Raw genomic sequence first — 25,150 nt, 5'->3', positions numbered from 1 at the left:
CGGTGCCGCACTCAAGCGCCGCCGCGGATTTGCAGCTCTGCCGAAAGGACACCGACGAGGTGAATGCGATGGCCTTGTCGTTGAACGCGCTGATCGGGCATCGGGCGAACTTCCTTGCCTGGTGGAAATCCTCGCTGCAGGAAATGAACGCAGAGCGCACGCTGCAGGCCGCCAGCTCGCGCGACGAGCGCGAGCAAGCGATCGCGGAACTGCGCGCAGTTGGCATGGCGCGCGTCGAGCAACTCAATGCCATGCACGGCCGCCTGCTGGCCGAGGTGGACGACATCATTGCGACCACCCAGCGTGTGCAGTCGAATCATTCCGGAACGACGTTCGACGACGCGAAACGGATCGAGCATGCCGCGCGCGAGATCGCCACTCTCCTGGAAATCGTCGGCGGCGATCTGAGCGTGCCGGCGGACGACGCCGGCAGCCAATCCGCGACAGCGCCGCCAGCGCTCGTCTAGTCTTGGCCTGGTCTCGCGCCAGGTGCCGTCAGCGCCGCGCAGAGCAGCGCAGTTCTGCTGCTCGCCCGCTTCCCGGCTGCCGCACGTACTAGCCGGACTTGCGGTCCATCTTTCTGAACGCGACCGTATGCACTGCCGTGCCCGGCCCCTTCTCAGCGCATCCCGGGCAAGCGCTGCAGGTGTGGCACGCCGTGTGGCCGCTCGGGCCGGCCTGCACTTGCCGCGCTGCCCCGAGCAGGCCGGCACGCTGCGCCAGCCGGGAGAATCTTTGCGCCAGTGCGGCGCGCCAGCCAGCCGGCAGCAGCCGCCAGCCGGCGTAGGCGGTAGCGCAGACGACTGCGCCGTAGGCGATCGGTTCGTCAGCAGACATTTCACCCTCCGGTGACGAGCAGGGCGACTCGGTAGGTGACGAAAGCGGCGGCGTAGGCCAGGGCAAACAGGTAGCCGGCCATCAGCAACGGGTAGCGCCAGGAGTTGGTTTCGCGCCTGACCACCGCCAGCGTCGACAGGCATTGCGGCGAGTACACGTACCACGCGAGCAGCGCGTAGGCGGTGGCCAGCGGCCAGTCGGCGGCGAGCATCGGCGCCAGTTGCTCGCTCACGTCGTTGCCGGCGGCGGAAAGGGCATAGACCGTGCCGAGTGCGCCGACGGCGACTTCGCGCGCGGCCATGCCGGGAACCAGCGCGATCGAGATCTGCCAGTTGAAACCGATGGGTGCAAAGACGACTTCGAGTGCTCGGCCAAGCATGCCGGCGTAGCTGTACTGAATTGCCGGACCGCTGGCGTCGGCCGGTGGCGCCGGAAAAGACGAGAGGAACCAGAGGATCACCATCAACGCAAGAATGATGCTGCCGACGCGCGTGACGAAGATGCGGGCGCGTTCGAGCAGGCCGATCATCAGGTTGCGCGCGTGTGGCCAGCGATACGCCGGCAGTTCGAGGAGCAGCGGATGCTGGGCGCCGCGGCTGAGCGTGAGCTTGAGTACGCCGGCCACCGCCAGCGCGCTCACGACGCCGAGCACATAGAGGAAGAAGAGCACCAGACCCTGCAGATTGAACACGCCGGCAACCGTGGTATCCGGAATGAAGGCGCCGATGATCAGCGCGTAGACCGGCAAGCGCGCCGAACAGGTCATCAGCGGCGCGATCATGATCGTTGCCAGGCGGTCGCGCCAGTTGGCTACCGTTCGCGCGGCCAGAATGCCGGGAATCGCGCAGGCAAAGCTCGACAGCAAGGGGATGAACGAGCGACCGGAGAGGCCGACCTTGCCCATCAGGCGATCGAGCAGGAAAGCCGCGCGCGGCAGGTAGCCCGAGTCCTCGAGTGCGAGAATGAAGAAGAAGAGGATCAGGATCTGCGGCAGGAAGATCAGCACGCTGCCAACGCCGGCGACGACGCCGTCGACCAGCAGGCTGCGCAGGATCCCGTCCGGCAGACGTTCACCAAGCAAGCTGCCGAGCGCGCCGACCGCCGCCTTGATCCACTCCATCGGCAGGCTGGCCCAACTGAACACCGCCTGGAACATCAGGAACAGCGTCGCCGCCAGGATGAGCATTCCCCACACCGGGTGCAGGACGACGCGATCGATGCGCTCGTCGACCCGCGTATCGAGCGCCGGTTCGCGCACGCTTGCGGCAAGAATGCGGCGCACCTCGCGCTGCGTCGCGCTGACCTCGGCAATGTCCGGCGACGGCCAGCCAGTTGGCGGCGGTCGTTCGGCCGGCAAGGCAGCTTCGAGTCGGGCAATCAGCGCGCTCGCGCCGCCGCGCTGGACGGCGACGGTCTCGACCACCGGCATGCCCAATTCGCGCTGCAGCGCCGGCAGGTCGATTTCGATGCCGCGTTTCTTCGCCAGATCGGTCATGTTGAGGGCCAGCACCATCGGCAGGCCGAGACGTCTGACTTCGAGAACCAGCCGCAGGTTGAGCCTGAGGTTGGTCGCATCGCTGACGCAGACGATGAGGTCGGGACGCTCCTCGCCGGCCAGCGTTCCGAGCACCACCTCGCGCGTGATCTGTTCATCGGCGCTCGCTGCGTTCAGGCTGTAGGCGCCGGGCAGATCGAGAACACGAAAGTGCTTGCCGGACGGTGTGGTGAACTGACCTTCCTTGCGATCGACGGTGACCCCCGGGTAGTTGGCCACTTTCTGGCGGCTGCCGGTGAGCAGATTGAACAGCGCTGTCTTGCCGCAGTTGGGGTTGCCCAGCAGGGCCAGGCGCAGGGCGAGCGTCGCGCTGCTCATGCTCTGCGCTCCCTGGCGCCGGGCGCGGGTTGCCGGCGACCAGCGCCGAATCTGTCCACGTCCTTCGGGGTCGGTGCAGCGGCGGTTGACAGCGGGCCGTTGAAGGCGTGCATCGGCTCCCGCTGGAGAGCATCGCCGCCGTCGTTCAGCGGCGCGACGAGCACCTGTTCGGCTTCGCAGCGGCGCAGGGCAAACATCGTGCTGCCGATGCGCACGGCGAGTGGATCACCACCAGGATGCGTGCGCGCAACGACGCGTACGCGTTCGCCCTCGATGAAGCCGATTTCGACCAGGCGCAAGGCCAGCTCGCGCTCAGCCGCCGCGCCGCTGCAGGCGACTGGCGCCCGGCTGACTTTTCCTTCCTGACCGATCGGCAGGTCGAACAGGCTGATCGAATCGTTTCCCGCCATGTGTCTCGTCCTCGTTACTTTTGGCACCTGGCAGCGGCAAACCCCGTGCCCGGCAGGATTGAGTATATATGAGAATGATTCTCATTGCCAAGATGAATCAGACGAAGTTCTCGCGCCAATGACCGATCTGTCCGCGCGGTCGCGTTCGCCGGCGATTGATCACCGACAGTCGGCAGGGCACGCCCAGGCGAGGGCTGTCGATGCGGGCCGCTGGCGGCGACCGGTGGTGCATCGCCGAGCGAAAACGACACGAGCGCCGGAACTTTGTTAAGATGGATCGGCGACTGAGCGTTTCCCCCCTCGACCACTCTAGCGGAGTACAAGTATGTCGAATCACGATTCCATTACAGACCCCCTTGGTTTTGCCAGGAGAATGTGGGGGAACATGGGCCTGTCCCTGCCGGGCATGGTTACCCCCACTTTCAACGTTGAAGAGATCGAACAGAAGATCAAGGACCTCAAAGCCGTCGAAAACTGGCTCAAGATGAATCTGTCGATGCTGCAGATGACGATTCAGGGCCTTGAAATGCAGTGCGTGACGCTCAATGCGGTGCGCGCGATGGGCAAGATGGCGAGCAGCTATGGCGCCGGCGCCGGCGGCGCTTCGGGGAGCGAGGTCGTTCCCGCCGTGAACAGTGGTAACGATGCCCTGAAGCAGGCGGCCTTGTGGCCTTTGACGATGCTGCAGCAGATGCAGGAACAGATGCAGCAGGTTGCCAATGCGGCTGCCGAGGCGAAGAAAGCGGGCGAGGCGACGAAAGCCGACGATCCGTCAAAGCCGGCGTCCAAGCCCTAGCCGGCGGCACGCCAGGCGGGGCGTGCGCACAACCTTCGTCCGCGCGCGCGCTCAGAGCACGCCACTTGCCTGCAGACGGTCGATTTCTGCGCGGCTGAAACCCGCTGCGCTGAGAATCTCGGCGCTGTGCTCGCCGGGTGAGGGCGCTGCGCGCTCGACGGCAAAGACCCAGCCAGAGAGCTTTATCGGCGGCGCGTATTGGTGTACCCCGTCGGCGTGCACGGTCATTCCGCGGGCGACGAAATGCGGATGCGCGAGCGCTTCGTCGACGCTGAGGACGGGCGTTACACAGCAATCGACGCCGGCAAACAGTTCCTGCCAGTACGCCTGGTCGCGACTGGCGAAGAGCGCCGCGAGTTCGTGCCGCAAGGTGGCTGCCTGCGCGCCGCGTGCGCCGTGCAGCGGCAGCCATTCAGGTCGCCCGAGGGTGGCGCAGAAGAGGGCCCAGAACTTTTCTTCGAGCGGTGCGACGGCCATGTAGCGCCCGTCGGCAGTGGCATAAACGGCGTAGCCGGCGTCGCCGCCGCTGAGCAGATCGCCGCCGCGCGGCGGCAATTCGCCGGAACTCTGCAGATGAAAGAACGGGAAGAGGTTGTGCGCCAGGACAGCCTCGCTCATCGCCACATCGACCAGTCGTCCCTGGCCGCTGCGTTGCGCGTCGAAAAGCGCCGCCAGCATTCCCATCACGGCGCTCATTGCGCCGCCCAGCAGGTCGCCGATCTGCAGATTGGGAATCGCCGGCCGCCCGCCATCGACACCGATCTGTTCGAGCACACCCGACAGCCCGATATAGTTCAGGTCGTGCCCGGCGGCGCTGGCGAGCGGCCCGTCCTGACCGTAACCGGTGATCGCGCAATAGACGATCTTGCGATTGACCGCAGCAAGCTGCCGATAGCCGATCCCCAGGCGCTCGCTGACGCCGGGCCGGAAGCTCTCGACGACGATGTCGGCGCCAGCCGCCAGACGGAGCAGGACCTCGCGCCCCTGTGGCTGTTTCAGGTCCAGGCGCAAGCCGCGCTTGTTGCGATTGACGCAGCGATAGAAGACGCTGATCCCATCCGGGCCGTCGCCCAGGATGCGCGCATAGTCACCGGCCGCGTGGTCCTCGATCTTGATCACATCAGCGCCCAGGTCGGCGAGGTGCAGCGTGGCGACCGGACCGGGCAGCAGGCGAGTCAGGTCGAGGACGCGCACGCCGTTCAGCGGTGCGCCGATCATTCTTTCGCCGTACAGCGCGTGAGCCATTCAGCATCCATCTCGACGATTCCTCCCTGGGTCAATGTCTGATCGAGAAACTGCCCGCGAAAAAGCCAGCCGGCAGTTCCATGCTGGTGCGACCATGGCGTCTCCCACGCATCGACAGTGACGGACGCGCGCGTCACTTCGATTTCTGCAAGCTGCGCATCGTCAGTACGGCAAGGCATGGCGCGCGCCAGCAGCGCTCGCTCGGCTGGCGTGTAGGTCGACGGCGGTCGCTCGAGGCGCGGGCAGCGTGCCGGTGTGCGGCGCTCGCTGCGGACTGCCGTGAGCGATCCGCGCAGCCAGTATACCGGCGTGGTGAGCAGCCAGCCGCTGCCGCCTTCACGAAATTCGACGCAATCGCCGATTTGCAGCGTCGGCTTGATCGGCGCTTCGGCAGGCGCATCGGCCGCTGCCACCCAGGGCCCGCTCGCGCTCAGGCACACGCCGATCAGGCACACGTGCAGCCAGGTCGGCCGCTGCGCGCGCCGCCGGGCCTGTCCGGCGAGCGTCACGACAGCCAGCGTTTCCGGCGACGGTAGTGCTTGACGTCGCGGAAGCTCTTGCGGCCGCCGGAGGACAGGCCGAGGTAGAACTCCTTGACATCTTCGTTGCTCGCCAGGTCGCTGGCCGAGCCTTCCATGACGACGCGGCCGTTTTCCAGGATGTAGCCAAAGTCGGCGTAGCGCAGCGCCATACTGGTGTTTTGTTCGGCGAGGAGGAAGGTCACGCCCTCCTTCTGGTTGAGGTCACGGACGATGGCGAAGACCTCGTCGACGATCTGCGGGGCGAGACCCATCGACGGCTCGTCGAGCAGAACCATGCGCGGGTTAGCCATCAGCGCCCGGCCGATCGCGCACATCTGCTGCTCGCCGCCCGAGGTGTAGGCGGCCTGACTGCTGCGTCGCGTCTTCAGGCGGGGGAAATACGCGTAGACCTTTTCCAGTGTTTCGTTCACCGCTGCCTTGCCGTCACGCCGGGTATAGGCGCCGGTGAGCAGGTTCTCCTCGACGCTCAGGTGGCCGAAGCAATGCCGTCCCTCCATGACCTGAATGACGCCGCGTTTGACCAGTTCGGCCGGGGTCAGCGCTTCGATGCGCTCGCCGCGCAGGTCGATCGTTCCTTTTGTCACTGCGCCGCGCTCGCCGCGCAGGAGATTGCTCACGGCGCGCAAGGTCGTCGTCTTGCCGGCGCCGTTGCCGCCGAGCAGGGCGACAATGCCACCTTCCGGGACGCCGAACGAAACGCCTTTGAGAACCAGGATGACGTGGTTGTAAATCACCTCGATGCTGTTGACGCGCAGCAGCAGTTTGGGCGTGGCCGGTGTACTGAGCGCGATGTCGGCAGTGTTCATGGCGTTTCTTTGCGGGTCGTGGTGACGCCCGGCGCCTCGCTGCGCAGGAGAGCCGGGCGCGGACTCGCAGCAGCGAGTCCGTAATGGCTTATTTCTTGCATTCTTCCGGCGAGCGAGGTTTCAGCTTCTTCTCCTCGGCGTACTTGCTCGAGGCGAGCATGACCATCGGCCGCAGCGTCTTCTCGTCGGCCTGGTACCAGTCGGAGGTGAATTCCCACTTCTTGCCGTTCCAGGTGTGCACGCGCACCCACGACGATCCCATGTGATCCAGGCACGAGGTCTGCACCGGACGCATGACGCCGGCAAAACCCATCGCGTCAAGCGTCTTCTGGTCGAGATTGAGATTCTCGAGACCCCAGCGCACCTGCTCGCCGCTCATCACCTTGCCTTTGCCGTAGCGTTCCTGCGCCTTGCGCACGCCCTCGACCGCCAGCATCGCCGAGAGCAGCCCGCGCATGTAGAGAACCTGCCCGACCTCGTCCTTCGGTCCGGTTCCTTGCCCCTTGGCGTAGACCTGTTCGAGCATGTCCTTGACCACTTTCGAGTTGGGCTCGGCGCCGTGCTGCAGGGTCAGCGCGCTGTAACCCTTGGCGCCTTCGGCGACATCCTTGACATCGGGCTCGGCACCGGCCCACCAGACGCCGATCATCTTCTCACGCGGGTATCCGGTCGATTGGGCTTCGCGCAGTGCGGTCGAGTTCATCACTCCCCAACCCCAGAGCAGAACGTAGTCCGGTTTCTGCTGCCTGATCTGCAGCCAGGTTGCCTTCTGTTCGACGCCGGGATGGGCAACCGGCAGCAACTGGACCTCGAAGCCGTGCGTCTTGCCGAGTTCCTGCAGTACCGGGATCGGCTCCTTGCCGTACGGGCTGTCGTGGTAGACGAGCGCGATCTTCTTGCCCTTCAGTTTGCCGGCGCCGCCCTCCTTCTTCGCGATGTGCTGGATCGCCACGTCGGCGCCGACCCAGTAGGTGCCGAGCAAGGGGAAGTTCCAGGTGAACACGGCGCCGTTCTGCGATTCGCTGCGCCCGTAACCGGCGGTGATCAGCGGTATCTTGTCGACCGGCGCCTTTTCGGTGAGGGCGAAGGTGACGCCGGTGGACAGCGGTTGAAAGACGGTGGCGCCGCCATTCTTGCCCTTCAGGCGCTCGTAGCACTCGACCCCGCGGTCGGTGGCGTAGGCCGTCTCGCATTCCTCGAAGCTGATCCGCACGCCGTTGATGCCGCCCTTGGCGTTGCTCAGCTTGAGATAGTCGACGTAGCCGTTGGCCCATTGCGAACCGTTCGGCGCGTAGGCGCCGGTGCGGTAGACAAGGACCGGAAAGAACTGCTCCTTGGCTTGCGCCAGCGCTGTCGAGGCACTCGCCAGCGAGGCCAGGAAAGCACCGGCGAAGATGCCTGCCCGAGCAAGTTTGCGTGGTTTCATTTTGTCTCCTCCTTGGTCGATAAACGAGTTGCTGTCGGGCACCGGCTTTTCGCTGCCGCCGTCGCGCCCGGTCCTAGTGCGGAAATGGCCAGAGGCGAAGTTTTTCCTTGCCGGTAGACCATAAGCGCGCAATGCCGTGCGGTTCCTTGATCAGAAAGAAGATGATCAGGGCGCCGAAAATGATCAGCTCGGCATGCGAGATGCCGGCGGTCGAAATCGTCATCCCGAACAGCCCGCCAAGGGCGGGCAGAAACTGATTGAGGGCAATCGGCAGGATGACGATGAAAGCCGCACCGAAGAAGCTGCCCATCACCGAACCGAGGCCGCCGATGATCACCATGAACAGCAACTGGAACGATCGATCGACCGAGAACGCGGCCGGCTCCCACGATGCCAGGTGAATGAAGCCCCAGAGCGCGCCGGCGATGCCGACGTAGAACGAACTGACGGCAAACGCCGAGAGCTTGGCGAACATCGGCCGGATGCCGATCACCTCGGCGGCGACATCCATGTCGCGTATCGCCATCCACTGCCGGCCGACTGCGCAGCGCGTCATGTTCTTTGCCGCCAGCGCGAAGACCGTGAGCAACGCCAGGCAGAACAGATACTTGTCGAGCGGCGAAGCAATCTCCCAGGACAGGATATGGAGGTTGGAGACGGATACCGAACCGGATGAGGCGTTGTCGGTAAACCAGGGGACGCGCAGAAAGACCCAGTCGGTGAAGAACTGCGCGGCGAGTGTGGCGACCGCCAGGTAGAGGCCGCGCACACGCAGGCTGGGGATGCCGAAGAAGATCCCGACCAGTGCCGAGGTCAGTCCGCCGAGAAGAAACGAGACGAGCAGCGGCATGCCGTCGACGCGAATGTGAAAGTTGTAAGCGGCGTAGGCGCCGACCGCCATGAAAGCGCCGGCGCCGAGTGTGATCTGGCCGCAGAAGCCGACCAGAATGTTGACCCCGAGCGCGGCGAGCGAAAGAATCAGAAACGGAATCAGGATGGCGCGAAAGAGGTATTCGTCGACCAGCAGCGGCACTCCGATGAAGGCGAAGACGAGCAGGCCGATGATCAGCCAGCGGTCCTGTGCGATCGGGAAGATTTGCTGGTCGTCGGCGTACGAGGTCTTGAACTGGCCGTTTTCTCTATAAAGCATGGATCTGCTCTCCCGTTCAGACGCGGTCGATGATCTTCTCGCCGAACAGGCCCTGCGGCCTGAACAGCAGGAAGACCAGGGCAAGCTGGTAGGAGAACCAGATCTCGATTCCGCCGCCGATATGTGGGCCGAGATAGACTTCGGACAGCTTCTCGCCGACACCGATGATCAGGCCGCCGAGAATCGCGCCGGGAACCGAGGTCAGCCCGCCCAGGATCACCACCGGCAGGGCGCGCAGCGCGACCGTCGCGAGCGAGAACTGAACGCCGAGTTTCGAACCCCAGATGACGCCGGCAACGAGCGCGACGACGCCGGCGACGCACCAGACGATGACCCAGATGCGGTTGAGCGGAATGCCGATCGATTGCGCCGCCTGATGATCGTCGGCCACGGCGCGCAGCGCGCGGCCGGTCGAGGTCTTCTGGAAGAACAGCGTGAGCAGACCGACCAGAACGGCGGCGATCAGCGCGGCAACGAAATCCTCCTTGTTGATCAGCAGCCCCCCTTCGAACGTCCCTTCGAGGATCATCACCGGATCCTTCGGCATGCCGATATCGATCTTGTAGATGTCGCTGCCGAAAATGCTCGTGCCGAGTCCTTCCAGGATGTAGGCGATGCCGAGTGTTGCCATCAGCAGCGTTGCACCTTCCTGATTCACCAGGTGGCGCAGAACCAGGCGCTCGATCAGCCAGGCGACGGCGAACATCAGTCCGCCGGCGGCGAGAAAGGCCAGGATATTGCCAAGCAGCGCGTTGTCGATTCCCAGCCATCCGGGGATCCAGACGGCAAAGCGCGCCATGGCCAGCGCGGCAAACAGCACCATCGCGCCCTGGGCAAAGTTGAACACGCCGGAGGCCTTGAAAATCAGAACGAAGCCGAGCGCGACAAGCGAGTAGAGCATGCCGGCCATCAGGCCACCGATCAGTGTCTCGACAAAAAAGCCCATTTGCCTGCCCTCCTCAGTGGCCAGCGCCGAGATACGCGCTGACGACTTCCGGATTGCTGCGCACTGCATCCGGATCGCCGTCGCCAATCTTCTTGCCGTAATCGAGAACGACGACGCGGTCGGAGATATCCATCACGACGCCCATGTCGTGTTCGATGAGGACGATCGTCGTACCGAACTGGTCGTTGACGTCGAGGATGAAACGGCACATGTCCTGCTTCTCCTCGACGTTCATTCCGGCCATGGGCTCGTCGAGGAGCAGGATGCTCGGTTCCATGGCCAGCGCCCGACCGAGATCGACGCGTTTCTGCAGGCCGTATGGCAGGCGGCCGACCGGTGTCTTGCGGATGTGCTGGATTTCGAGAAAGTCGATCACTTCCTCGACCTTGGCCCGGTGCGCCAGTTCCTCGCGTCTGGCCGGACCCCACCACAAGGCTTGGAGGAGCAGATTCGTTCTGATCTTCAGGTTGCGGCCGGTCATGATGTTGTCGATGACGCTCATCCCCTTGAACAGCGCGATGTTCTGAAAGGTCCGCGAAATTCCCGCCTGCGCCGCCTTGTACGGATTCATCCGGGCGAAACGCCTGCCGCGCAGGACGATCTCGCCCTGCTGCGGGCGATAGACGCCGTTGATCACGTTCAGCATCGAACTCTTGCCGGCGCCGTTCGGGCCGATGATCGCGCGGATCTCGTGTTCGCGCACGTCGAAGGAAATGTCGGTCAGCGCCTTGACGCCGCCGAAGGCGAGCGAAACGTTTTTCAGGTCGAGAATGACCTCACCAATCTCTCGGCTCATCAGGCAGCCTTTCGCGCCAGCGGGAAGGTCCGCACGTCGCGGATCACCAGGTCGGCGGCGACCTTGCCCTGTCTTCCGTCCTCGAACTTGACGGCGGTCTCGATGAACTGACTCTGCCGGCCGGCGTACAGCGCTTCGATCAGCACGGCGTATTTCTCGGCGACGAAATTGCGCCGCACCTTGCGCGTGCGCGTCAGCTCGTCGTCATCGGGGTCGAGTTCCTTGTGCAGGATCAGGAAACGATGGATCTGCGAATCGCCCAGGACGCCCTCGCCGACCAGTTCGCGATTGACCTGTTCGATGCACTCTTCGATCAGGCCATACACCTCGGGCTTCGCCGCCAGATCGGTATAGCCCGAGTAGGCAATGCCGCGCCGCTCGGCCCAGTTGCCGACGGCGCCGATGTCGATGTTGACAAAAGCGCAGACCATCGTCCGGCGATCGCCGAAAACGACCGCTTCCTTGATGTGCTGGAAGAACTTCAGCTTGTTCTCGATATAGTTCGGGGCGTACATCGCGCCGTTCGCCAGCTTGCCGACGTCCTTGGCGCGGTCGATGATCTTCAGGTGGCCGTCATCGTCGAACAGCCCGGCGTCACCGGTCATGAAGTAACCGTCGGCGTTGATCGCCTCGGCCGTCGCGTCCGGGCGCCGATAGTACTCCTTGAGCAGCATCGCTCCCTTGACGAGAATTTCGCCGTTTTCGGCGATGCGCACCTCGACTCCCGGCGCCGGTCGGCCGACGCTGTCGAACTTGATCTGGCCGTCCGGCTGCAGGCAGACGTAGGCGCAGGTTTCCGTCTGTCCGTAGAGCTGCTTCAGGTTGATGCCGATCGAGCGGTAGAAGCGGAACAGGTCAGGCCCGATCGCCGCTCCAGCCGTGTAGGCGACCCGGATGCGGCTCATGCCGAGGACGTTCTTCAGCGGGCCGTAGACGAGCATCCGGCCGAGCGCATAGCGCAGGCGGTCGGCCAGCCCGACCGGTCGCTGATCAAGGATTTCCGCTCCGCAGCGGCGGGCAACCGCCATGAAATAGTGAAACATCTTCTGTTTGACCCGGCTGGCATCCTCCATCCGGATCATCACCTGAGTGAGCAGGTTCTCGAACACGCGTGGTGGCGCAAAGTAGTAGGTCGGACCGATCTCGCGCAGATCGTTCATTACCGTCTCGGCCGACTCCGGGCAGTTGATCGTGAACCCGGCGACCATCGCCTGCGCATACGAGAACAGGTGGTCGCCGACCCAGGCCATCGGCAGGTAGGAGAGGATGTCCTCGGAATCGGTAAGGTCGTCGAAATCGACCCCACCCTGCGCCGCCGCGATGAAGGCGCGGTGGGTCAGGCGCACGCCTTTCGGTTTTCCGGTCGTTCCCGAAGTGTAGAGCATCACGCTCACATCGTCGGCGTGGCCACTGGCGATCGCTTCGGCGAGCAGGTCGGGGTGGTTGCGATGGTGGATCTTGCCCATCGCCATCAATTCGCGCACATCGTGAATGAAGGCTTGCGTGTAGTGCCGCATGCCGCGCGCGTCGTCGTAGAAAAGATGCTCGAGGTGCGGCAGTTGCGCCTGGATCTCGAGCACCTTGTCGACCTGTTCCTGGTCCTCGACGAAGACGAAGCGGATTTCGCCGTCGAGCAGGACGAAGAGCAATTCGTTCGCCACCGCGTCCTGGTAGAGCGGCACCGGGACGCCGCCCAGGCATTGCACGGCGGCCATCATCATGTACATGCGCGGCCGATTGTCGCCGACGATCGCCAGGTTTTCGCCGCGCGTGAAACCCATCTCGGCCAGACCGCAGGCCAGCGCGCGGACCTCGGCAGCCACCTCCAGCCAAGTCCAGCACTGCCAGATACCCAGATCCTTCTCGCGCATGGCCGTCTTGGACGCACGCACCTGCGCATGGTGAAACAGCAGGCGCGGAAAAGTATCCAGCGCCTGCGTCGAGGCCAGTTCCGGCATCTTGTCTCCTCCGGTGCTTTGACCGCCGAACCTGGCGGCCCGCTTTCCCTGCTTATTTGTCTGCTGCGATTCTAACCCCTTTTTCGTACCGACTCATTGTACGGTCGGCACGCCAAGCGGGCGAACTGCGCTGGCGCGGCAGAAGTTTGGCCAAGTCTAAGCGAGCGCATCACCGCTGATTGTCGTTCACGAGACAATTGGCGATCTTTCTGAGCAGCGAGCCGTCCATGGATTCACTCGATGAAATGCTGCAGGCGTCGGTCTGGGCCAGCGGACTGTCCGCTGACCAACTCGAGCAGATCAAGAAGGATTGCCTGGTGCGCACGATTCCGGCTGGCGGCTATGTCTGCATGCAAGGCGAGCCCGTCGAGCACTGGCTGGGGATCGTCGATGGGCTGGTCAAGATGGCGAGCAACTGGAGCAGCGGCAAAACGACGAGTTTCATCGGTCTGTCGAGCGGTAGCTGGTTCGGCGAAGGCTCGCTCCTCAAGGACGAAGTGCGGCGCTACGATGTGATCGCCCTGCGCGAGTCGCGCATCGTATACATGAAGCGCGCACGCTTTCAGGAGATGCTCGATCACAGCATCTCGTTCAACCGCTTCCTGCTGATGCAGCTCAACGAGCGTCTCGGTCAGTTCATCGGCATGCTCGAGCATGAAAGACTGCTCGATCCTGACGCCCGCCTTGCCCGCTGCCTGGCGTCGATGTTCAACCCGCTGCTCTATCCGGGCAGCAGCCTGACGCTGCGCATCTCGCAGGAGGAGATCGGCCTGCTGGCCGGAATGTCGCGCCAGCGCGTCAACCAGGCGCTGCACCGACTCGAAGAAGCCAGCCTTCTCCGGGTCGATTACGGAACGCTGACCATCCTCGATCTCGCCGGTCTGCGCCATTTCGGCGAGTAAGCAGGCTGAGCGAGCGGCCGGGCGACCGAGGAAGGCGACGCGGCGCCGCTCGCCACGCTCGTGGCGGGTGCTCCAGGCGCTGGAAATCGGTGGCGGAAGGCGTGGCGCAGTGCGAAAGTCGCAGAACGACAGAATTGAACAGGGCTTTTTTCTGGGGTAGTATTCGCCGCGGCGAGGAGACAGTCCTGTCAATACCTGGTCAATCCGCGGAAATCAACCGCTGCAAGAGAACAAAACAGGAGGATAAATCGAATGAGTAGCGTGATGTACGAGCGAATGCGGGTCAATCCCAAATTCCAGGAACTGGTTCGCAAGCGCGGCAGCTTCGCGTGGACGCTGGCGGCCATCGTGTTGGTGCTGTTCTACGGCTTCTTTCTGCTGGTCGCCTTCAGCCCGGCGCTGCTCGGGCAGAAGATTGCCGAGGGGTCGATGTGGCCGATCGGCTACACGATCGAGCTGTGCCTGTTCGTCTTCTTCTGGCTGACGACGGTCGTCTACGTCCGCCGCGCCAACGGCGAGTTCGACGAGCTGACCCAGCAACTGATCAAGGAAGCCCAGAAGGAGAAGCTATGATGTCGAGAATCCTTTCCGCGCTTTCCCTGCTCCTCCTTCACGGCCTGGCCTTCGCCGGCCCGGCGATGGATGCCGGCGGTGCCAAGCAGGCGACCAACTGGCACGCCATCATCATGTTCCTGATCTTCGTCGCGATGACGATGGGGATCACCTACTGGGCCGCCAGCCGGACGAAGTCGACTGCCGACTTCTATACCGCCGGTGGCGGGATTACCGGCTTCCAGAACGGCTTGGCGATTGCCGGCGACTACATGTCGGCCGCCACGCTGCTCGGGCTGACGGCGATGGCCTACACCCAGGGTTATGACGCCTACATCTACATGCTGGCGTTCTTCGCCGGCTGGCCGATCATCCTCTTCCTGATGGCCGAGCGCTTGCGCAACCTGGGGCGGTTCACCTTTGCCGACATCACCTCGTATCGGCTCGACCAGGGCAAGGTGAGGACGATGGCCGCGATCTCGTCGCTGGTCGTCGTCGTCTTCTATCTGATTGCCCAGATGGTTGGCGCTGGCCAGTTGATCAAGCTGCTCTTCGGTCTGGACTACAACATCGCGATCTTCGTCGTCGGCATCCTGATGATGGTCTACGTCACTTTCGGTGGCATGGTGGCAACCACCTGGGTGCAGATCATCAAGGCGTGCATGTTGCTCTTCGGCGGTACGGTGACGCTGATCCTGGCCTACAGCCAGTTCGGCTTCTCGCTGACCGAACTGCTGCAGAGGGCGGAAGCGGTCCATAAGCTCGGTCCGAAACTGATGGCGCCGGGCAGTCTGCTCGCCGATCCGGTCACCGCCATCTCGCTCGGTCTGGGCCTGATGTTCGGTACGGCCCGCCTGCCGCACATCCTGATGCGCTTCTTTACTGTCGGCAACGCCAAGGAAGCGCGCAAATCGGTGCTCTACGCGTCCGGTTTCGTCGGCTTCTTCTTCAACGTCATCTTCCTGATGGGCCTGTGCGCGGTCATCATCGTCGGCCAGAACCCCGATTTCTTCGAAGGTGGCGAAGTCGGCAAGAAACTGATCGGCGGCGGCAACATGGTTGCCATGCACCTGGCCAAGGCGGTTGGCGGCAACATGCTGCTCGGCTTCCTGGCGGCGGTCGCCTTTGCCACCATTCTGGCCGTCGTTGCCGGTCTCGCGCTGGCTGGCGCATCGGCCATCTCGCACGACATCTACGCCCGCGTCATTCGCAAGGGCGAGGCGACCGAGGCGGAAGAAATCCGCGTCTCGCGCTTCGCGACGATCGGCCTTGGCTTGCTGGCCATCGTTCTCGGCATCATGTTCGAGAAAATGAACATCGCGTTCATGGTCGGCCTGGCCTTCGGCGTCGCTGCTGCCGCGAACTTCCCGGTCCTCATCCTCTCGATGTACTGGAAGGGACTGAGCACGCGTGGCGCGCTCTGGGGTGGCTACGGCGGCGTCATTTCAGCCGTGCTCTTCGTGCTCTTCTCGAAGTCGGTGTGGGTCGACGTGCTGGGCAACAAGGCGGCTCTGTTCCCCTATACGCAGCCGGCCCTGTTCGCCATGCCGATCGCCTTCATCCTTGCCTACGTCATGTCGAAGAGCGACACGAGTGCGCGGGCGAAGGCTGAGTCCGACGCCTTCGAAGACCAGTACGTGCGTGCGCAGACCGGCTTTGGCGCTTCGGGTGCCAGCCACTAGGCGCAGGTCATCGTAAGCGACCAGCAGCAGCCCGCGGCGACCAGGCAGTAGCCGCCGCGGCTGCGCAGAAGCCGCCAGGCTGGGCAAGGTATGCCCAGCCTGGCGGCTTTTTTCTGGCTTGCGTTCGGCTCATCCGCGCTTGCGGCCGGCCGCGCGGTGGCGCGCGACGGGCGCTGATCGGCACGCTCGCCTACCGGCTGGTGGGCAGGCGGTAGTCGCGAAACATTTCGCGCAGGCGCAGTTTATGCAGCTTGCCGGTCGCGGTATGCGGCAGTTCGTCGACGAAAGCGACATCGTCGGGCAGCCACCACGGACTTACCTTGCCGGCCAGAAACTCCAGCAGGCTGGCGCGCTCGAGCGCCTGGCCGGCTTTTCTCACGACGATCAGCAATGGCCGCTCCTGCCACTTGGCGTGCGGCACGCCGATGACGGCGGCTTCGGCGACTGCCGGGTGGCCGATCGCTGCGTTTTCCAGGGCAATCGAAGAGATCCATTCGCCGCCCGACTTGATCACGTCTTTCGAGCGATCGGTGATCTGCATGTAGCCGTCAGGGTCGATGGTCGCCACATCGCCGGTATCGAAAAAGCCCGCATCGTCGAGCACGGCGGAATCGTCGTCGCGGTAGTAGCACCGGGCAATCCAAGGTCCGCGCACGAGCAGATGGCCGGCAGCGACGCCGTCGTGCGGCAAGCTGGCGAGCGCGTCGTCGACGATCTTCAGTTCGACGCCATACACCGCCCGCCCCTGCTTCTCCTGGAGGCTCAGTCGCTGGTCAAGCGAATACCCGGCGTGTTTGGGCAACAGATTGCACACCGTTCCAAGCGGCGACATCTCGGTCATTCCCCAGGCGTGTACGACGAAAGCGCCGAAGGTCGTCGCGAAGCGTTCGATCATTGCGCGCGGCGCCGCCGAGCCGCCGATCACGACGCGCCGCAGGCAGAGTTCGTCGGCCGGGTTCAGGCGTTCGCTGTCGACATGTTGCAGCAGCATCATCCACACCGTGGGAACGCCGAGCGCCAGCGTCACCTGCTCGTCGCGCAGCAGTTGATAGACGCTCTTGCCGTCGAGCGCCGGACCCGGCATGACCAGGCGGGCACCGCACATCGCGCCGGCGTAGGGCATGCCCCAGGCGTTGACATGAAACATCGGAACGACGAGCAGCGCCGTTTCGCTGCTGCCGATGGCCAGGCCGTCGGTCGCGCAGGCGGCCCAGGAGTGGAGTACCGACGAGCGGTGCGAGTAAAGGACGCCCTTCGGGTTGCCCGTCGTGCCGGAGGTGTAGCAGAGCGATGAAGCCGTGTTTTCGTCGAACTGCGGCCATTCGTAGTCACTCGTCTGCGCCGCCAGCAGATCTTCGTAGCAGAGCAGGCCGGGGATGCTGCACTCCGGAAAATGCGCGCGGTCGGTCATCACGACGAAGCCGCGGACGGTCGGCAAAACCTTGGCCAGCCGTTCGACCAGGGGTACGAAGCTGAGGTCGAAGAACAGCAACTGATCCTCGGCATGATTGACGATGTATTCGATCTGTTCGGGGAACAGGCGCGGGTTGATCGTGTGCAGGATCGCTCCCATGCCGGAAACGCCGTAATACAGTTCCATGTGCCGATAGCCGTTCCAGGCCAGCGTGGCGATGCGATCGCCACCGTGCACGCCAAGGCCCGCCAAGGCATTGGCCAGTTGCCTGGCGCGCCGGTGGATGTCGGCGTAGGTGCAGCGATGGAGGGGACCCTCGTTCGTGCGCGAAACGATTTCGCCGCCCGGATGAAAGCGCGCTGCGTGTTCGATCAGCGATGAAATGAGCAACGGTTGGTCCTGCATCAGTCCTTTCAACATTGGCTTCTCTCCAATTGGCATGGGCAGCGCTTGGCTGCAATGGCAAGGCGTCGGTCAGCCCGCAGCGCGGTCGGTAGCGAACACGCGCCTCAGGCGATCGCGCGAAAACGATGGATCAGCGGCGCCTGCGCGAGCAGTTCGCTGGCCAGGGCAGTCGCTGCCGCAACGTGCGCAGAAGCCAGATGCGCGTCGGCCGCCGCCTGATCGCGCCATTGCTCGACGGTGACGAACTCGAGCGGATCGTCTTCGTTCTCGAACAGCGCGTAGCTCAGGCAACCTCTTTCGTTACGGCTTGGCGTGCACAGCTCGCGCAAAAGCGAGCGCAGCGCCGCCTCCTGTCCAGCGCGCGCCTTGATTCTTGCCATGATTCTGATCATTCCTGCCTCCTTTCCCTCGCTTTATCGGCCCGTAAGGGCACAGCCAAATCTGTGCCGCACGCTGAAGATACGCTGGGCAGCGGCGATCGGATGCACGTCAGCGCCGCAGACGGTGCGGGCGACGAGGCGAGGCGGTGCGCAGGTCGCCCCCGTTGATCGGCTGCCCGCCGTTGTTCCCGCTTCTCAGTAGGGCGCGCCCAGCGCCGGGCAAAGGAAGCTGATCAGCGGGGCGGCCTCGGCGAAGCGTCGCGCGGCCAGTGGAAGCAAGGCCTGATCGGTCGCCTGGGCAATCGCCAGCGGGGCGAGCGCGATGAAATCCTTGCGTTTGAGGTCGTCGATCGCCGGATGGTCGGTGGCGTAGCCGCGCGGCGGGCGGCTCAGGCACTCGCCGGCGAGCGCCCAGTGCGCGGCGAACTGGCGCTCGTCGCGCGCCGCGAACCAGCGTTCGGGGTGTTCGGCGATGTGCGTGCGGATGCGCGCCAGGGCGTCGGGCTCGGGGTGCCAGCACCCGGCGCCGAGGAAGCAGCCGTCGCTTGCGATATGCACGTAGAAGCCGGGCGCGTGCACGTCCTTGCCGAGCTGATGGCGAAAGTGGATGCCGATGTTCGTCTTGTACGGGCGTTTGTCGCGGGCGAAGCGCGTGTCGCGCTGCACGCGCATCAGCGAACCGCCGATCTTGCGGGCCTCGGCGCGAAAATGTGGCGCAAAGCTTGCCAGCTCGGGCGCCATGGCCGCAATGAAGGCGAGCGCCGGTTCACGCACCAGGCTTTCATAGCGCGCCTGATTGGCGGTAAACCACTCGCGGTTATTGTTTGCAGCAAGTTCGTCGAGGAAGCTGAGGGTAGCCTGGCTGAACATCGGCAGTCTCCTTGGCGGCAGTGAAATTGACGTTGGGTACTTCGCGCTTCGATTGTTGCGCGCACCGGCAGGCGTGTAAAGGCGCTTGCCAGCGCCGCCAGCCCCGTCAGCGCTGCCAGCGGGTGCGCGGCGGCTGCGCCCGGCTCACGCGGCTGGGCGGCTCGCCGTCAGCGCTGCCCAGTCGAGGCCGAAGCGCGCCAGGTACTTGCGCAAGCGGTCGGCGTCGTTCGCTTGGCTCTTCTGCAGGCGCGAGACGGCGAATAGCTTGCGGCCGGCTTCCGACAGGCTGGCTGAGCGGCGACAGACCTCGAGCACGCAGTTGAGCTGGCTACGCTCGAACAGGTCGAGTTCGTCGGCGCCGGTGCCGAGGAACTGTTCTGCCAGGTCGTCGGTTTGCTCATCCGCCCAGGCGCGGCGCAGGCGGGCGATTTCGTCGCGAACGTCGGCCTGGTTGATGCGTCCCGCTTCGGCCAGCGTTGCCAGGCGAGTCAGCGAGGCCGACAACTCGCGGAAATTGCCCCGCCAAAGCGCCTGCGGCGAACACGCGAAGGCAAGATAGACGCTGCGCGCCTCGGCGTTGAAGCGCACCTGCCGGCCTTGCTCGCGCGCATGACGTTCAAGTTCGAAATCGAGATTTGGCTCGATGTCCTCGAGGCGCGCGCTGAGGCCCGGCAGTTCGAAGGTCCACAGATTGATGCGCGCCAGCAGATCCTCGCGGAAACGCCCTTCGCGCACGCCGCGGCGCAGATCGCGATTAGTTCCGGCAATGAGCTGGAAGTCGCTGCCCGACTCGCGGTCGCTGCCGAGCGGAAAGAAGCGCTTCTCCTCGACCGCCTTGAGCAGCATCGCCTGTTCGTCCAGACCCAGTTCGCTGATCTCGTCGAGAAAGAGCAGACCACCGTCGGCTGCGCGCAGCAAGCCGATGCGCTCGCCTTGCGCGCCGGTGAAGGCGCCGCGCACATGCCCAAAAAGCGCTGACATCGCTGCGTCGCCACGCAGCGTGGCGCAGTTGACTTCGACGAAGCGTCCGCCAATGCGCTGCTTTTGCCGCTTCAATTCATACACCCGGCGCGCCAGAAACGACTTGCCGGCGCCGGTCGGGCCAACCAGCAACAGCGGCGCGCGCGAGCGTCCGGCAACGCGCTCGAGGCGCTCGATCATCGTGTTGAAGGCAGCGTTGCGCGTTGCGATGCCGGATTTCAGGAAGACCTGCGTGTCCGCCTGTTCGTGGCGAAAGCGCTGCGCGATCTTGTCGTAGCGCGACAGGTCGAGGTCGATCAGCGCGTAGCTGCCCACACGCGCCGCCGCCTCTTCTCCCCCCTTTCGCGGTGGCGACATCTGCAGCAGGCGCGCCGGCAGGTAGCGCGTCTCGGCGAGCAGAAACCAGCAAATCTGCGCCACGTGCGTGCCGGTCGTGATGTGGATCAGGTAGTCCTCATCGTCCGTCGAGAACGGATAGGCGCGCGCAAAGTCGTGCAGCGTCGTGTACATTTCCTCGAAATCCCACGCATCACGCAAGCCGATTTCGACCCGGCAGACCTCGGTTCTCGGCGAAACCTCGGCGATATCGAGACTGACCCGCTCGGCCAGACCCCGGCTGCGCTCGTCGTGCAGCAGATGCAGGCGGTCGATCGGCAGATCGTCCTGCTGGCACAGCGCGACTGTTGGGCGCCACTTCGCCCAGCGCGTTGCCCCACGCCCACCGTAGTCGAGTTGCGTCCCGAGAAAACCGATGACCACCGTCTTCTTCATCTGCCTATCACTCCCGATAAATGCTTATCGAGAATTCTACTCATATCGATCTGCTGCGCCCATCCCGTGCTCTGTCCGGCGCGCGCTTTGTCGTTACCGATCAGTCCCTTGATCGATCGATGGCGGCGCGTCGCGGTCTGGCACAGGTTTCGCTGGACAGCAGCCGGGCAGCGCAGCACGCTGGGCGTCTGCAGCGGGTTCCCGCGCTCCACCTTGCTCCACGGCAGCCGATCGGTCGTTGTCGGCACACCCGGAGAAGTGGAGCTCAGGACGCGTGAGACTGGTAGAGAAGATCAAGAGAAGAGACAATGAAAGCACAGGCCAACAAGGTGTCTCCCCGGAAAACGAATGCGCTGCGTAGTGGCAAGCAGCGACGGGCGGAGATCATCGCTGCCCGCCGCCGGCGCAAGACACTGCGGCTGGCCGCCGATCAGCGACAAAGCGTAGACCTGCGGCCGCCTGGCAGCGCGGCGGTCAGCCCGGCGCTGCTGCGGCCGTACAACAGCTACGGCGAGCCCGAGTTCGTCCGCCGCGGCTACTACACTGACCTGGCGTTCCGCTGCGTAGACTGTGGCGCCGCGGGCATCTGGCGCGCAGAGCGTCAGAAATGGTGGTACGAAGTGGCGGCCGGCGACGTGTTCAGCACCGCGGTTCGCTGCGCCGCGTGTCGCGCTCGCGAGAGGGCGCGCAAGGCAGCCGCCCGTCAGGCGCAGATCGCCGGACAGCGGATCAGGAACTCGTCGGCGCTCGCCGACGTTGCCGAAGGACAGCGTGCGATCGCCGGGAACCCGCAATACGCGCCGGAAGACCAAGGGAGCCAGGCATGAGCCAGAACAGCATCAGCGACGAAGCGGTCGAGATCGTCCGCTTGCCCGACGCTGCGCCAATCAAGATGTGGACGGTCGGCGTGCCGGTCGAGGACGCCGCGCGCCAGCAGTTGATCAACACCGCACGCATGCCCTTCATCTTTCGCCACCTGGCGGTGATGCCCGATGTGCATCTCGGCAAGGGTTCGACGATTGGCAGCGTCATCCCGACGCGCGGCGCCATCATTCCGGCGGCAGTCGGCGTCGACATCGGCTGCGGCATGATCGCCACGCGCACGACGCTCGCCGCCGCCGACCTGCCGGACAATCTGCACGGACTGCGCAGCGCCATCGAACAGGCGGTGCCGCATGGTCGCACGGTCGGTCGCGGCCGGCGCGACGAAGGAAGCTGGGAGAACCCGCCGGAGTCGGTTAACGCGCTCTGGGGCCAACTGCTGCCGCGCTTCCAGCGCCTCGTCGAGAAGACGCCCAGCCTGAGAGACACCAACAACCACAAGCACCTGGGAACGCTGGGAACGGGTAACCACTTCATCGAAGTCTGCCTGGACGAAGCCGAGCAGGTCTGGTTCATGCTGCACTCGGGCTCGCGCGGCGTCGGCAACGCGATCGGCAGCAGGTTCATCGAACTGGCACAGGCCGACATGCGGCAGCATATCGCCAACCTGCCCGACCGCGATCTGGCCTACCTGGAAGAGGGCAGCGCGCATTTTGCCGATTACCTGGAGGCGGTTGCCTGGGCGCAGGACTACGCGCGCTGCAACCGGGTGGCGATGATGAGCAACCTGATCACGGCGGCGCGCCGGGTGATCAGCAAGCCTTTCACCATCGATGTCGAAGCGGTGAACTGTCACCACAACTACGTGCAGAAGGAAACGCACTTCGCAAGCGAAGTTTTCGTCACGCGCAAGGGTGCGGTCTCGGCGCGGCGCGGCGAACTCGGCATCATTCCGGGCTCGATGGGGGCGCGCAGCTACATCGTGCGCGGCCTCGGCAACCCCGAGTCGTTCTGCTCGTGCAGCCACGGCGCCGGTCGTGTGATGAGCCGCAACGAAGCTCGCCGCCGCTTCACGGTCGCCGATCAGGAACGCACAACGGCGCACGTCGAATGCCGCAAGGACAAGGACGTGCTCGACGAGATACCGCTCGCGTATAAGGACATCGACGCGGTGATGCATGCCCAGCGTTCGCTGGTCGAGGTGGTCCACACCCTGCGCCAGGTGGTGTGCGTGAAGGGGTGAACGAAGAGAGCGGGAGATCATTGCCCGGCGCGACGGCGGCTTGGTCGCTGTGGGCAAATCCTTTCCGAACGTTCTCGTTCCCGGTGCCTGTCTTCATCTGCACCGGCGCTCAGCAGCCGCGCGCCTGAGGGCTGGCGCGATTTCCTGCAGCGTGATGACTCAGGCGTGTGCGGGGACGGGCGCAAGCGGAATCTGCAACTCGAAAACGGTTACACCCTTGGCCGAGCGCACGCTCGCCACGCCACCGTGCGCCTGAATCAGCGAGCGCGTGATGGCCAGCCCCAGACCAACGCCTTCGGCAAGACGCTGTCGCGAAGGATCGGTACGGAAAAAGCGGTCGAAGAGACGCGGCAGATGCTCCGGCGGGATCGCCTCACCGGAGTTCTCGACCGCGATCGTTGCAATTCGATCGCCCTGCACGCCGATCCGGACCCGAACGTAGCCCCCGCGCGGCGTATGTCCGAAGGCATTCGACAGCAGGTTGCCGATCGCCCGGCGCAGCATCAAACGGTCGCCACCCGCAGTCGCGTTTCCTTCCACCGTCAAGGTGACGCCGTTCTCCTCGGCGACCGCTTCGTAAAAGGATGCGAGCGCTTCTGCCTCCGCCCGCAGGTCGACCGTTTCGAGATGCGGAACCACCAGATCGTTGTCGGCCTTGGCGAGAAACAGCATGTCGGCAATCATCTTTCCCATACGTTCCAGTTCTTCCGCATTGGACGCGAGGACGTCCTGGTATTCGTCGACCGTCCTGGCACGCGACAGCATGACCTGGGTCTGCGTCAGCAGGGTGCTCACCGGCGTGCGCAGCTCGTGGGCGATATCCGATGAAAAGTCAGACAAACGCCGGAAAGAATCCTCCAGACGCGACAGCATCTGGTTCAGCGTGTCGGCCAGGTCTACCAGCTCGACCGGGATCGCTTCGGTAGCTAGCCGGGAATGCAGCCGATCTGCCGTAATCACGGCAGCTTCGCGCTTGATCGCATGCAGGGGCGCCAGCCCGCGTCTGACCGCCATCCACCCGAGCAGCCCGGTAATCAGAGCGGCGAGGACGACAACCGACCACAGCGTGCTGCGGAACGAACGCATGAAATGCTCATGGTGGGAGATGTCGGTCGCCACCGCGACTACAACCGGCTGCGCGTCCTCGATGCCAGTCCGAACCGTTTGCGAAATCCCGCGCAAGGGTACGCCGTCCTTCGCTTTCCAGATGATCGGACGCGAGTTCGGCGTATCGGAAGTGTTCGCAAGCAGCGCTTGTGGAAACTCGCCACCGTGGGTAAGGAACAGGGTCTGTCCCGAAGCTGCCACGACGGCAACTGCCAGACCGTGATGGCCGACCAGAGAGTCATCCAGTTGTTGCGGCAAAGCCTGCAGATCGCTGGCCAGACGAATCTTTTCCAAGGCGTGCCGGGTCAGCTCCATCTTGCCTTGCAGCACCTCCATGTCCTGCTCGTCAAAATGGCGCTCGACCAGGTTGCCGATCAACAGCCCAAGCACCAGCAGCACGGCGGCCGAGGCCGAAGCGAACAGCAGGGTCAGGCGAAAAGTGATCGATTGGCGTCCGGCGGGCTTCACTCGGCAATCTCCAGCACGTAGCCCATGCCGCGCACGGTGCGGATCAGCTTGGGTTCGAAACCGTCGTCGACTTTTGCCCGCAAGCGGCGCATCGCGACTTCGATCACATTGGAATCGCTGTCGAAGTTGATGTCCCAGACCTGCGAGGCGATCAGCGAGCGCGGCAAGACCTCTCCCTGGCGACGCAACAGCAGTTCCAGCAGGGCGAATTCCTTGGCGGTCAGATCGATTCGCTTGCCCGAGCGGGTGGCCCGCCGTCGCATCAGGTCGAGTTCGAGATTGGCCATGCGCAGGTACTCGGACTCCTTCGCCTGGCTGCCGCGCCGCAGGTGGATGCGCACGCGCGCCAACAGCTCCGCGAAAGCGAAAGGCTTCACCATGTAGTCGTCGGCCCCCAGCTCCAGGCCATGAACGCGTTCCTGCACCTGATCGCGCGCCGTCAGAAAGAGCACCGGCATGTCCTTGCCGGCGCGGCGAATACCTTGCAGTACCGCCCAGCCGTCGATGCCGGGCAGCATGACATCCAGGATCGCCAGGTCATAGACATCGGTCAGCGCGAGATGCAGACCGTCCAGGCCATCGCGCGCCAGGTCGACGACGAAGCCAGCCTCGCTCAAACCTTGTCGCAAGTAATCCCCGGTTTTGATTTCGTCTTCGACCACCAGTATTTTCATGAGCGTTCTCCAGCGTTGCGCGTGGCGCCATTCTGCGCTGGCAGTCCAGGCAATCCCGCCAGATTACAGAAATGTAATCTGGCGGTCAGTATGC

General features: G+C 64.2%; 24 protein-coding genes. 7 read left to right on the top strand and 17 right to left on the bottom strand.

Features of this window, described 5'->3' with window-relative positions:
• The coding region (locus RKP46_RS11170; protein WP_311106710.1) for a hypothetical protein at positions 1-467 on the top strand (467 nt) is incomplete at its 5' end.
• An 88-nt stretch (positions 468-555) separates the two neighbouring features.
• Here RKP46_RS11170 and RKP46_RS11165 read toward each other — a convergent pair.
• Genes RKP46_RS11165 through RKP46_RS11155 form a run of 3 tightly spaced genes read right to left on the bottom strand, consistent with a single transcriptional unit; the run spans position 556 to position 3,120 of the window.
• The gene (locus RKP46_RS11165) at positions 556-837 is read right to left on the bottom strand and encodes a hypothetical protein (RefSeq protein WP_311106709.1); all 282 of its coding nucleotides are present in this window, start codon (positions 835-837) and stop codon (positions 556-558) included.
• A 1-nt stretch (position 838) separates the two neighbouring features.
• Entirely contained in the window at positions 839-2,710 is a 1,872-nt protein-coding gene (locus RKP46_RS11160) for a ferrous iron transporter B (RefSeq protein ID WP_311106708.1), read from the bottom strand.
• Positions 2,707-3,120 (bottom strand): FeoA family protein, encoded by a 414-nt coding sequence (locus RKP46_RS11155; protein ID WP_311106707.1) that lies wholly within the window; start codon positions 3,118-3,120, stop codon positions 2,707-2,709. Before RKP46_RS11155 ends, RKP46_RS11160 begins: the two co-directional genes overlap by 4 nt.
• 325 nt (positions 3,121-3,445) lie before the next feature.
• Between RKP46_RS11155 and RKP46_RS11150 the strand changes: the two genes are divergently transcribed.
• Positions 3,446-3,916: a PhaM family polyhydroxyalkanoate granule multifunctional regulatory protein gene (locus tag RKP46_RS11150; protein WP_311106706.1), complete on the top strand. Its 471-nt coding sequence runs from the start codon at positions 3,446-3,448 to the stop codon at positions 3,914-3,916.
• Positions 3,917-3,967: 51 nt separating this feature from the next.
• Here RKP46_RS11150 and RKP46_RS11145 read toward each other — a convergent pair whose 3' ends face one another.
• From RKP46_RS11145 to RKP46_RS11110, 8 genes are all read right to left on the bottom strand, one after another.
• Positions 3,968-5,161, bottom strand: coding sequence for a CaiB/BaiF CoA transferase family protein (locus RKP46_RS11145; protein WP_409194129.1), 1,194 nt, complete (start codon positions 5,159-5,161; stop codon positions 3,968-3,970).
• Positions 5,131-5,670: a hypothetical protein gene (locus tag RKP46_RS11140; RefSeq protein ID WP_311106705.1), complete on the bottom strand. Its 540-nt coding sequence runs from the start codon at positions 5,668-5,670 to the stop codon at positions 5,131-5,133. Before RKP46_RS11140 ends, RKP46_RS11145 begins: the two co-directional genes overlap by 31 nt.
• Positions 5,667-6,509 carry an ABC transporter ATP-binding protein gene (locus RKP46_RS11135; RefSeq protein ID WP_311106704.1) on the bottom strand — a complete coding sequence of 281 codons (843 nt, stop codon included), beginning with the start codon at positions 6,507-6,509 and terminating at the stop codon, positions 5,667-5,669. The genes RKP46_RS11140 and RKP46_RS11135 overlap by 4 nt, the downstream gene beginning before the upstream one ends.
• A gap of 88 nt (positions 6,510-6,597) precedes the next feature.
• Positions 6,598-7,935 carry an ABC transporter substrate-binding protein gene (locus RKP46_RS11130; RefSeq protein WP_311106703.1) on the bottom strand — a complete coding sequence of 446 codons (1,338 nt, stop codon included), beginning with the start codon at positions 7,933-7,935 and terminating at the stop codon, positions 6,598-6,600.
• A 73-nt stretch (positions 7,936-8,008) separates the two neighbouring features.
• Complete coding sequence (locus RKP46_RS11125; RefSeq protein WP_300329096.1) at positions 8,009-9,085, bottom strand: branched-chain amino acid ABC transporter permease; 1,077 nt, start codon at positions 9,083-9,085, stop codon at positions 8,009-8,011.
• Positions 9,086-9,101: 16 nt separating this feature from the next.
• Positions 9,102-10,031, bottom strand: coding sequence for a branched-chain amino acid ABC transporter permease (locus tag RKP46_RS11120; protein WP_311097282.1), 930 nt, complete (start codon positions 10,029-10,031; stop codon positions 9,102-9,104).
• A 13-nt stretch (positions 10,032-10,044) separates the two neighbouring features.
• Entirely contained in the window at positions 10,045-10,827 is a 783-nt protein-coding gene (locus tag RKP46_RS11115) for an ABC transporter ATP-binding protein (RefSeq protein ID WP_300329101.1), read from the bottom strand.
• Positions 10,827-12,785, bottom strand: a complete 1,959-nt coding sequence (locus RKP46_RS11110; RefSeq protein WP_311106702.1) for an AMP-binding protein — start codon at positions 12,783-12,785, stop codon at positions 10,827-10,829. Before RKP46_RS11110 ends, RKP46_RS11115 begins: the two co-directional genes overlap by 1 nt.
• Positions 12,786-13,012: 227 nt before the next feature.
• Here RKP46_RS11110 and RKP46_RS11105 point away from each other — a divergent pair, with 227 nt between their 5' ends.
• The 3 genes from RKP46_RS11105 to RKP46_RS11095 all read left to right on the top strand — a co-directional run bounded on the left by RKP46_RS11105 (position 13,013) and on the right by RKP46_RS11095 (position 15,921).
• Complete coding sequence (locus RKP46_RS11105; protein WP_300329105.1) at positions 13,013-13,687, top strand: Crp/Fnr family transcriptional regulator; 675 nt, start codon at positions 13,013-13,015, stop codon at positions 13,685-13,687.
• A 252-nt stretch (positions 13,688-13,939) separates the two neighbouring features.
• A complete protein-coding gene (locus RKP46_RS11100; protein ID WP_300329108.1) occupies positions 13,940-14,260 on the top strand; it encodes a DUF485 domain-containing protein in 321 nt (106 codons plus the stop codon).
• Positions 14,257-15,921 (top strand): cation acetate symporter, encoded by a 1,665-nt coding sequence (locus RKP46_RS11095; protein ID WP_311106701.1) that lies wholly within the window; start codon positions 14,257-14,259, stop codon positions 15,919-15,921. Before RKP46_RS11100 ends, RKP46_RS11095 begins: the two co-directional genes overlap by 4 nt.
• Before the next feature lie 190 nt (positions 15,922-16,111).
• On the opposite strand, the gene RKP46_RS11090 is transcribed toward RKP46_RS11095, so the two are convergent.
• The 4 genes from RKP46_RS11090 to rtcR all read right to left on the bottom strand — a co-directional run bounded on the left by RKP46_RS11090 (position 16,112) and on the right by rtcR (position 20,742).
• Positions 16,112-17,755: a 3-(methylthio)propionyl-CoA ligase gene (locus RKP46_RS11090; RefSeq protein WP_311106700.1), complete on the bottom strand. Its 1,644-nt coding sequence runs from the start codon at positions 17,753-17,755 to the stop codon at positions 16,112-16,114.
• A gap of 89 nt (positions 17,756-17,844) precedes the next feature.
• A complete protein-coding gene (locus RKP46_RS11085) occupies positions 17,845-18,132 on the bottom strand; it encodes a putative quinol monooxygenase (protein ID WP_311106699.1) in 288 nt (95 codons plus the stop codon).
• Between the two features lie 183 nt (positions 18,133-18,315).
• Complete coding sequence (locus tag RKP46_RS11080) at positions 18,316-18,990, bottom strand: DUF2461 domain-containing protein (RefSeq protein ID WP_311106698.1); 675 nt, start codon at positions 18,988-18,990, stop codon at positions 18,316-18,318.
• Between the two features lie 144 nt (positions 18,991-19,134).
• Entirely contained in the window at positions 19,135-20,742 is a 1,608-nt protein-coding gene (gene rtcR / locus RKP46_RS11075; RefSeq protein WP_311106697.1) for an RNA repair transcriptional activator RtcR, read from the bottom strand.
• Between the two features lie 308 nt (positions 20,743-21,050).
• Between rtcR and RKP46_RS11070 the strand changes: the two genes are divergently transcribed.
• Positions 21,051-21,569, top strand: a complete 519-nt coding sequence (locus RKP46_RS11070; RefSeq protein WP_311106696.1) for a zinc-ribbon domain containing protein — start codon at positions 21,051-21,053, stop codon at positions 21,567-21,569.
• Entirely contained in the window at positions 21,566-22,807 is a 1,242-nt protein-coding gene (locus RKP46_RS11065) for an RtcB family protein (protein ID WP_409194128.1), read from the top strand. The genes RKP46_RS11070 and RKP46_RS11065 overlap by 4 nt, the downstream gene beginning before the upstream one ends.
• A gap of 159 nt (positions 22,808-22,966) precedes the next feature.
• Here the strand turns inward: RKP46_RS11065 and RKP46_RS11060 are convergent, their stop codons facing one another.
• On the bottom strand, positions 22,967-24,382 hold the full coding sequence (locus tag RKP46_RS11060) for a heavy metal sensor histidine kinase (RefSeq protein ID WP_311106695.1): 1,416 nt from the start codon (positions 24,380-24,382) through the stop codon (positions 22,967-22,969).
• Positions 24,379-25,056, bottom strand: coding sequence for a heavy metal response regulator transcription factor (locus RKP46_RS11055; protein WP_311106694.1), 678 nt, complete (start codon positions 25,054-25,056; stop codon positions 24,379-24,381). Before RKP46_RS11055 ends, RKP46_RS11060 begins: the two co-directional genes overlap by 4 nt.
• Positions 25,057-25,150: the final 94 nt, after the last annotated feature.

The organism is Accumulibacter sp., assembly GCF_031732815.1.
In the GTDB taxonomy this organism is placed as follows: Bacteria; Pseudomonadota; Gammaproteobacteria; order Burkholderiales; family Rhodocyclaceae; genus Accumulibacter.
The sequence above is the reverse complement of the archived record's forward strand: the minus strand, read 5'-3'. Positions and strand labels throughout refer to the sequence as shown.

Bases quoted from the DNA above. Each gene is read 5' to 3' on its own strand.
- RKP46_RS11165 (WP_311106709.1), bottom strand. From the start codon at position 837: ATGTCTGCTGACGAACCGATCGCCTACGGCGCAGTCGTCTGCGCTACC.
- RKP46_RS11160 (WP_311106708.1), bottom strand. From the start codon at position 2,710: ATGAGCAGCGCGACGCTCGCCCTGCGCCTGGCCCTGCTGGGCAACCCC.
- RKP46_RS11155 (WP_311106707.1), bottom strand. From the start codon at position 3,120: ATGGCGGGAAACGATTCGATCAGCCTGTTCGACCTGCCGATCGGTCAG.
- RKP46_RS11150 (WP_311106706.1), top strand. From the start codon at position 3,446: ATGTCGAATCACGATTCCATTACAGACCCCCTTGGTTTTGCCAGGAGA.
- RKP46_RS11145 (WP_409194129.1), bottom strand. From the start codon at position 5,161: ATGGCTCACGCGCTGTACGGCGAAAGAATGATCGGCGCACCGCTGAAC.
- RKP46_RS11135 (WP_311106704.1), bottom strand. From the start codon at position 6,509: ATGAACACTGCCGACATCGCGCTCAGTACACCGGCCACGCCCAAACTG.
- RKP46_RS11130 (WP_311106703.1), bottom strand. From the start codon at position 7,935: ATGAAACCACGCAAACTTGCTCGGGCAGGCATCTTCGCCGGTGCTTTC.
- RKP46_RS11125 (WP_300329096.1), bottom strand. From the start codon at position 9,085: ATGCTTTATAGAGAAAACGGCCAGTTCAAGACCTCGTACGCCGACGAC.
- RKP46_RS11120 (WP_311097282.1), bottom strand. From the start codon at position 10,031: ATGGGCTTTTTTGTCGAGACACTGATCGGTGGCCTGATGGCCGGCATG.
- RKP46_RS11115 (WP_300329101.1), bottom strand. From the start codon at position 10,827: ATGAGCCGAGAGATTGGTGAGGTCATTCTCGACCTGAAAAACGTTTCG.
- RKP46_RS11110 (WP_311106702.1), bottom strand. From the start codon at position 12,785: ATGCCGGAACTGGCCTCGACGCAGGCGCTGGATACTTTTCCGCGCCTG.
- RKP46_RS11105 (WP_300329105.1), top strand. From the start codon at position 13,013: ATGGATTCACTCGATGAAATGCTGCAGGCGTCGGTCTGGGCCAGCGGA.
- RKP46_RS11100 (WP_300329108.1), top strand. From the start codon at position 13,940: ATGAGTAGCGTGATGTACGAGCGAATGCGGGTCAATCCCAAATTCCAG.
- RKP46_RS11095 (WP_311106701.1), top strand. From the start codon at position 14,257: ATGATGTCGAGAATCCTTTCCGCGCTTTCCCTGCTCCTCCTTCACGGC.
- RKP46_RS11090 (WP_311106700.1), bottom strand. From the start codon at position 17,755: ATGTTGAAAGGACTGATGCAGGACCAACCGTTGCTCATTTCATCGCTG.
- RKP46_RS11085 (WP_311106699.1), bottom strand. From the start codon at position 18,132: ATGATCAGAATCATGGCAAGAATCAAGGCGCGCGCTGGACAGGAGGCG.
- RKP46_RS11080 (WP_311106698.1), bottom strand. From the start codon at position 18,990: ATGTTCAGCCAGGCTACCCTCAGCTTCCTCGACGAACTTGCTGCAAAC.
- rtcR (WP_311106697.1), bottom strand. From the start codon at position 20,742: ATGAAGAAGACGGTGGTCATCGGTTTTCTCGGGACGCAACTCGACTAC.
- RKP46_RS11070 (WP_311106696.1), top strand. From the start codon at position 21,051: ATGAAAGCACAGGCCAACAAGGTGTCTCCCCGGAAAACGAATGCGCTG.
- RKP46_RS11065 (WP_409194128.1), top strand. From the start codon at position 21,566: ATGAGCCAGAACAGCATCAGCGACGAAGCGGTCGAGATCGTCCGCTTG.
- RKP46_RS11055 (WP_311106694.1), bottom strand. From the start codon at position 25,056: ATGAAAATACTGGTGGTCGAAGACGAAATCAAAACCGGGGATTACTTG.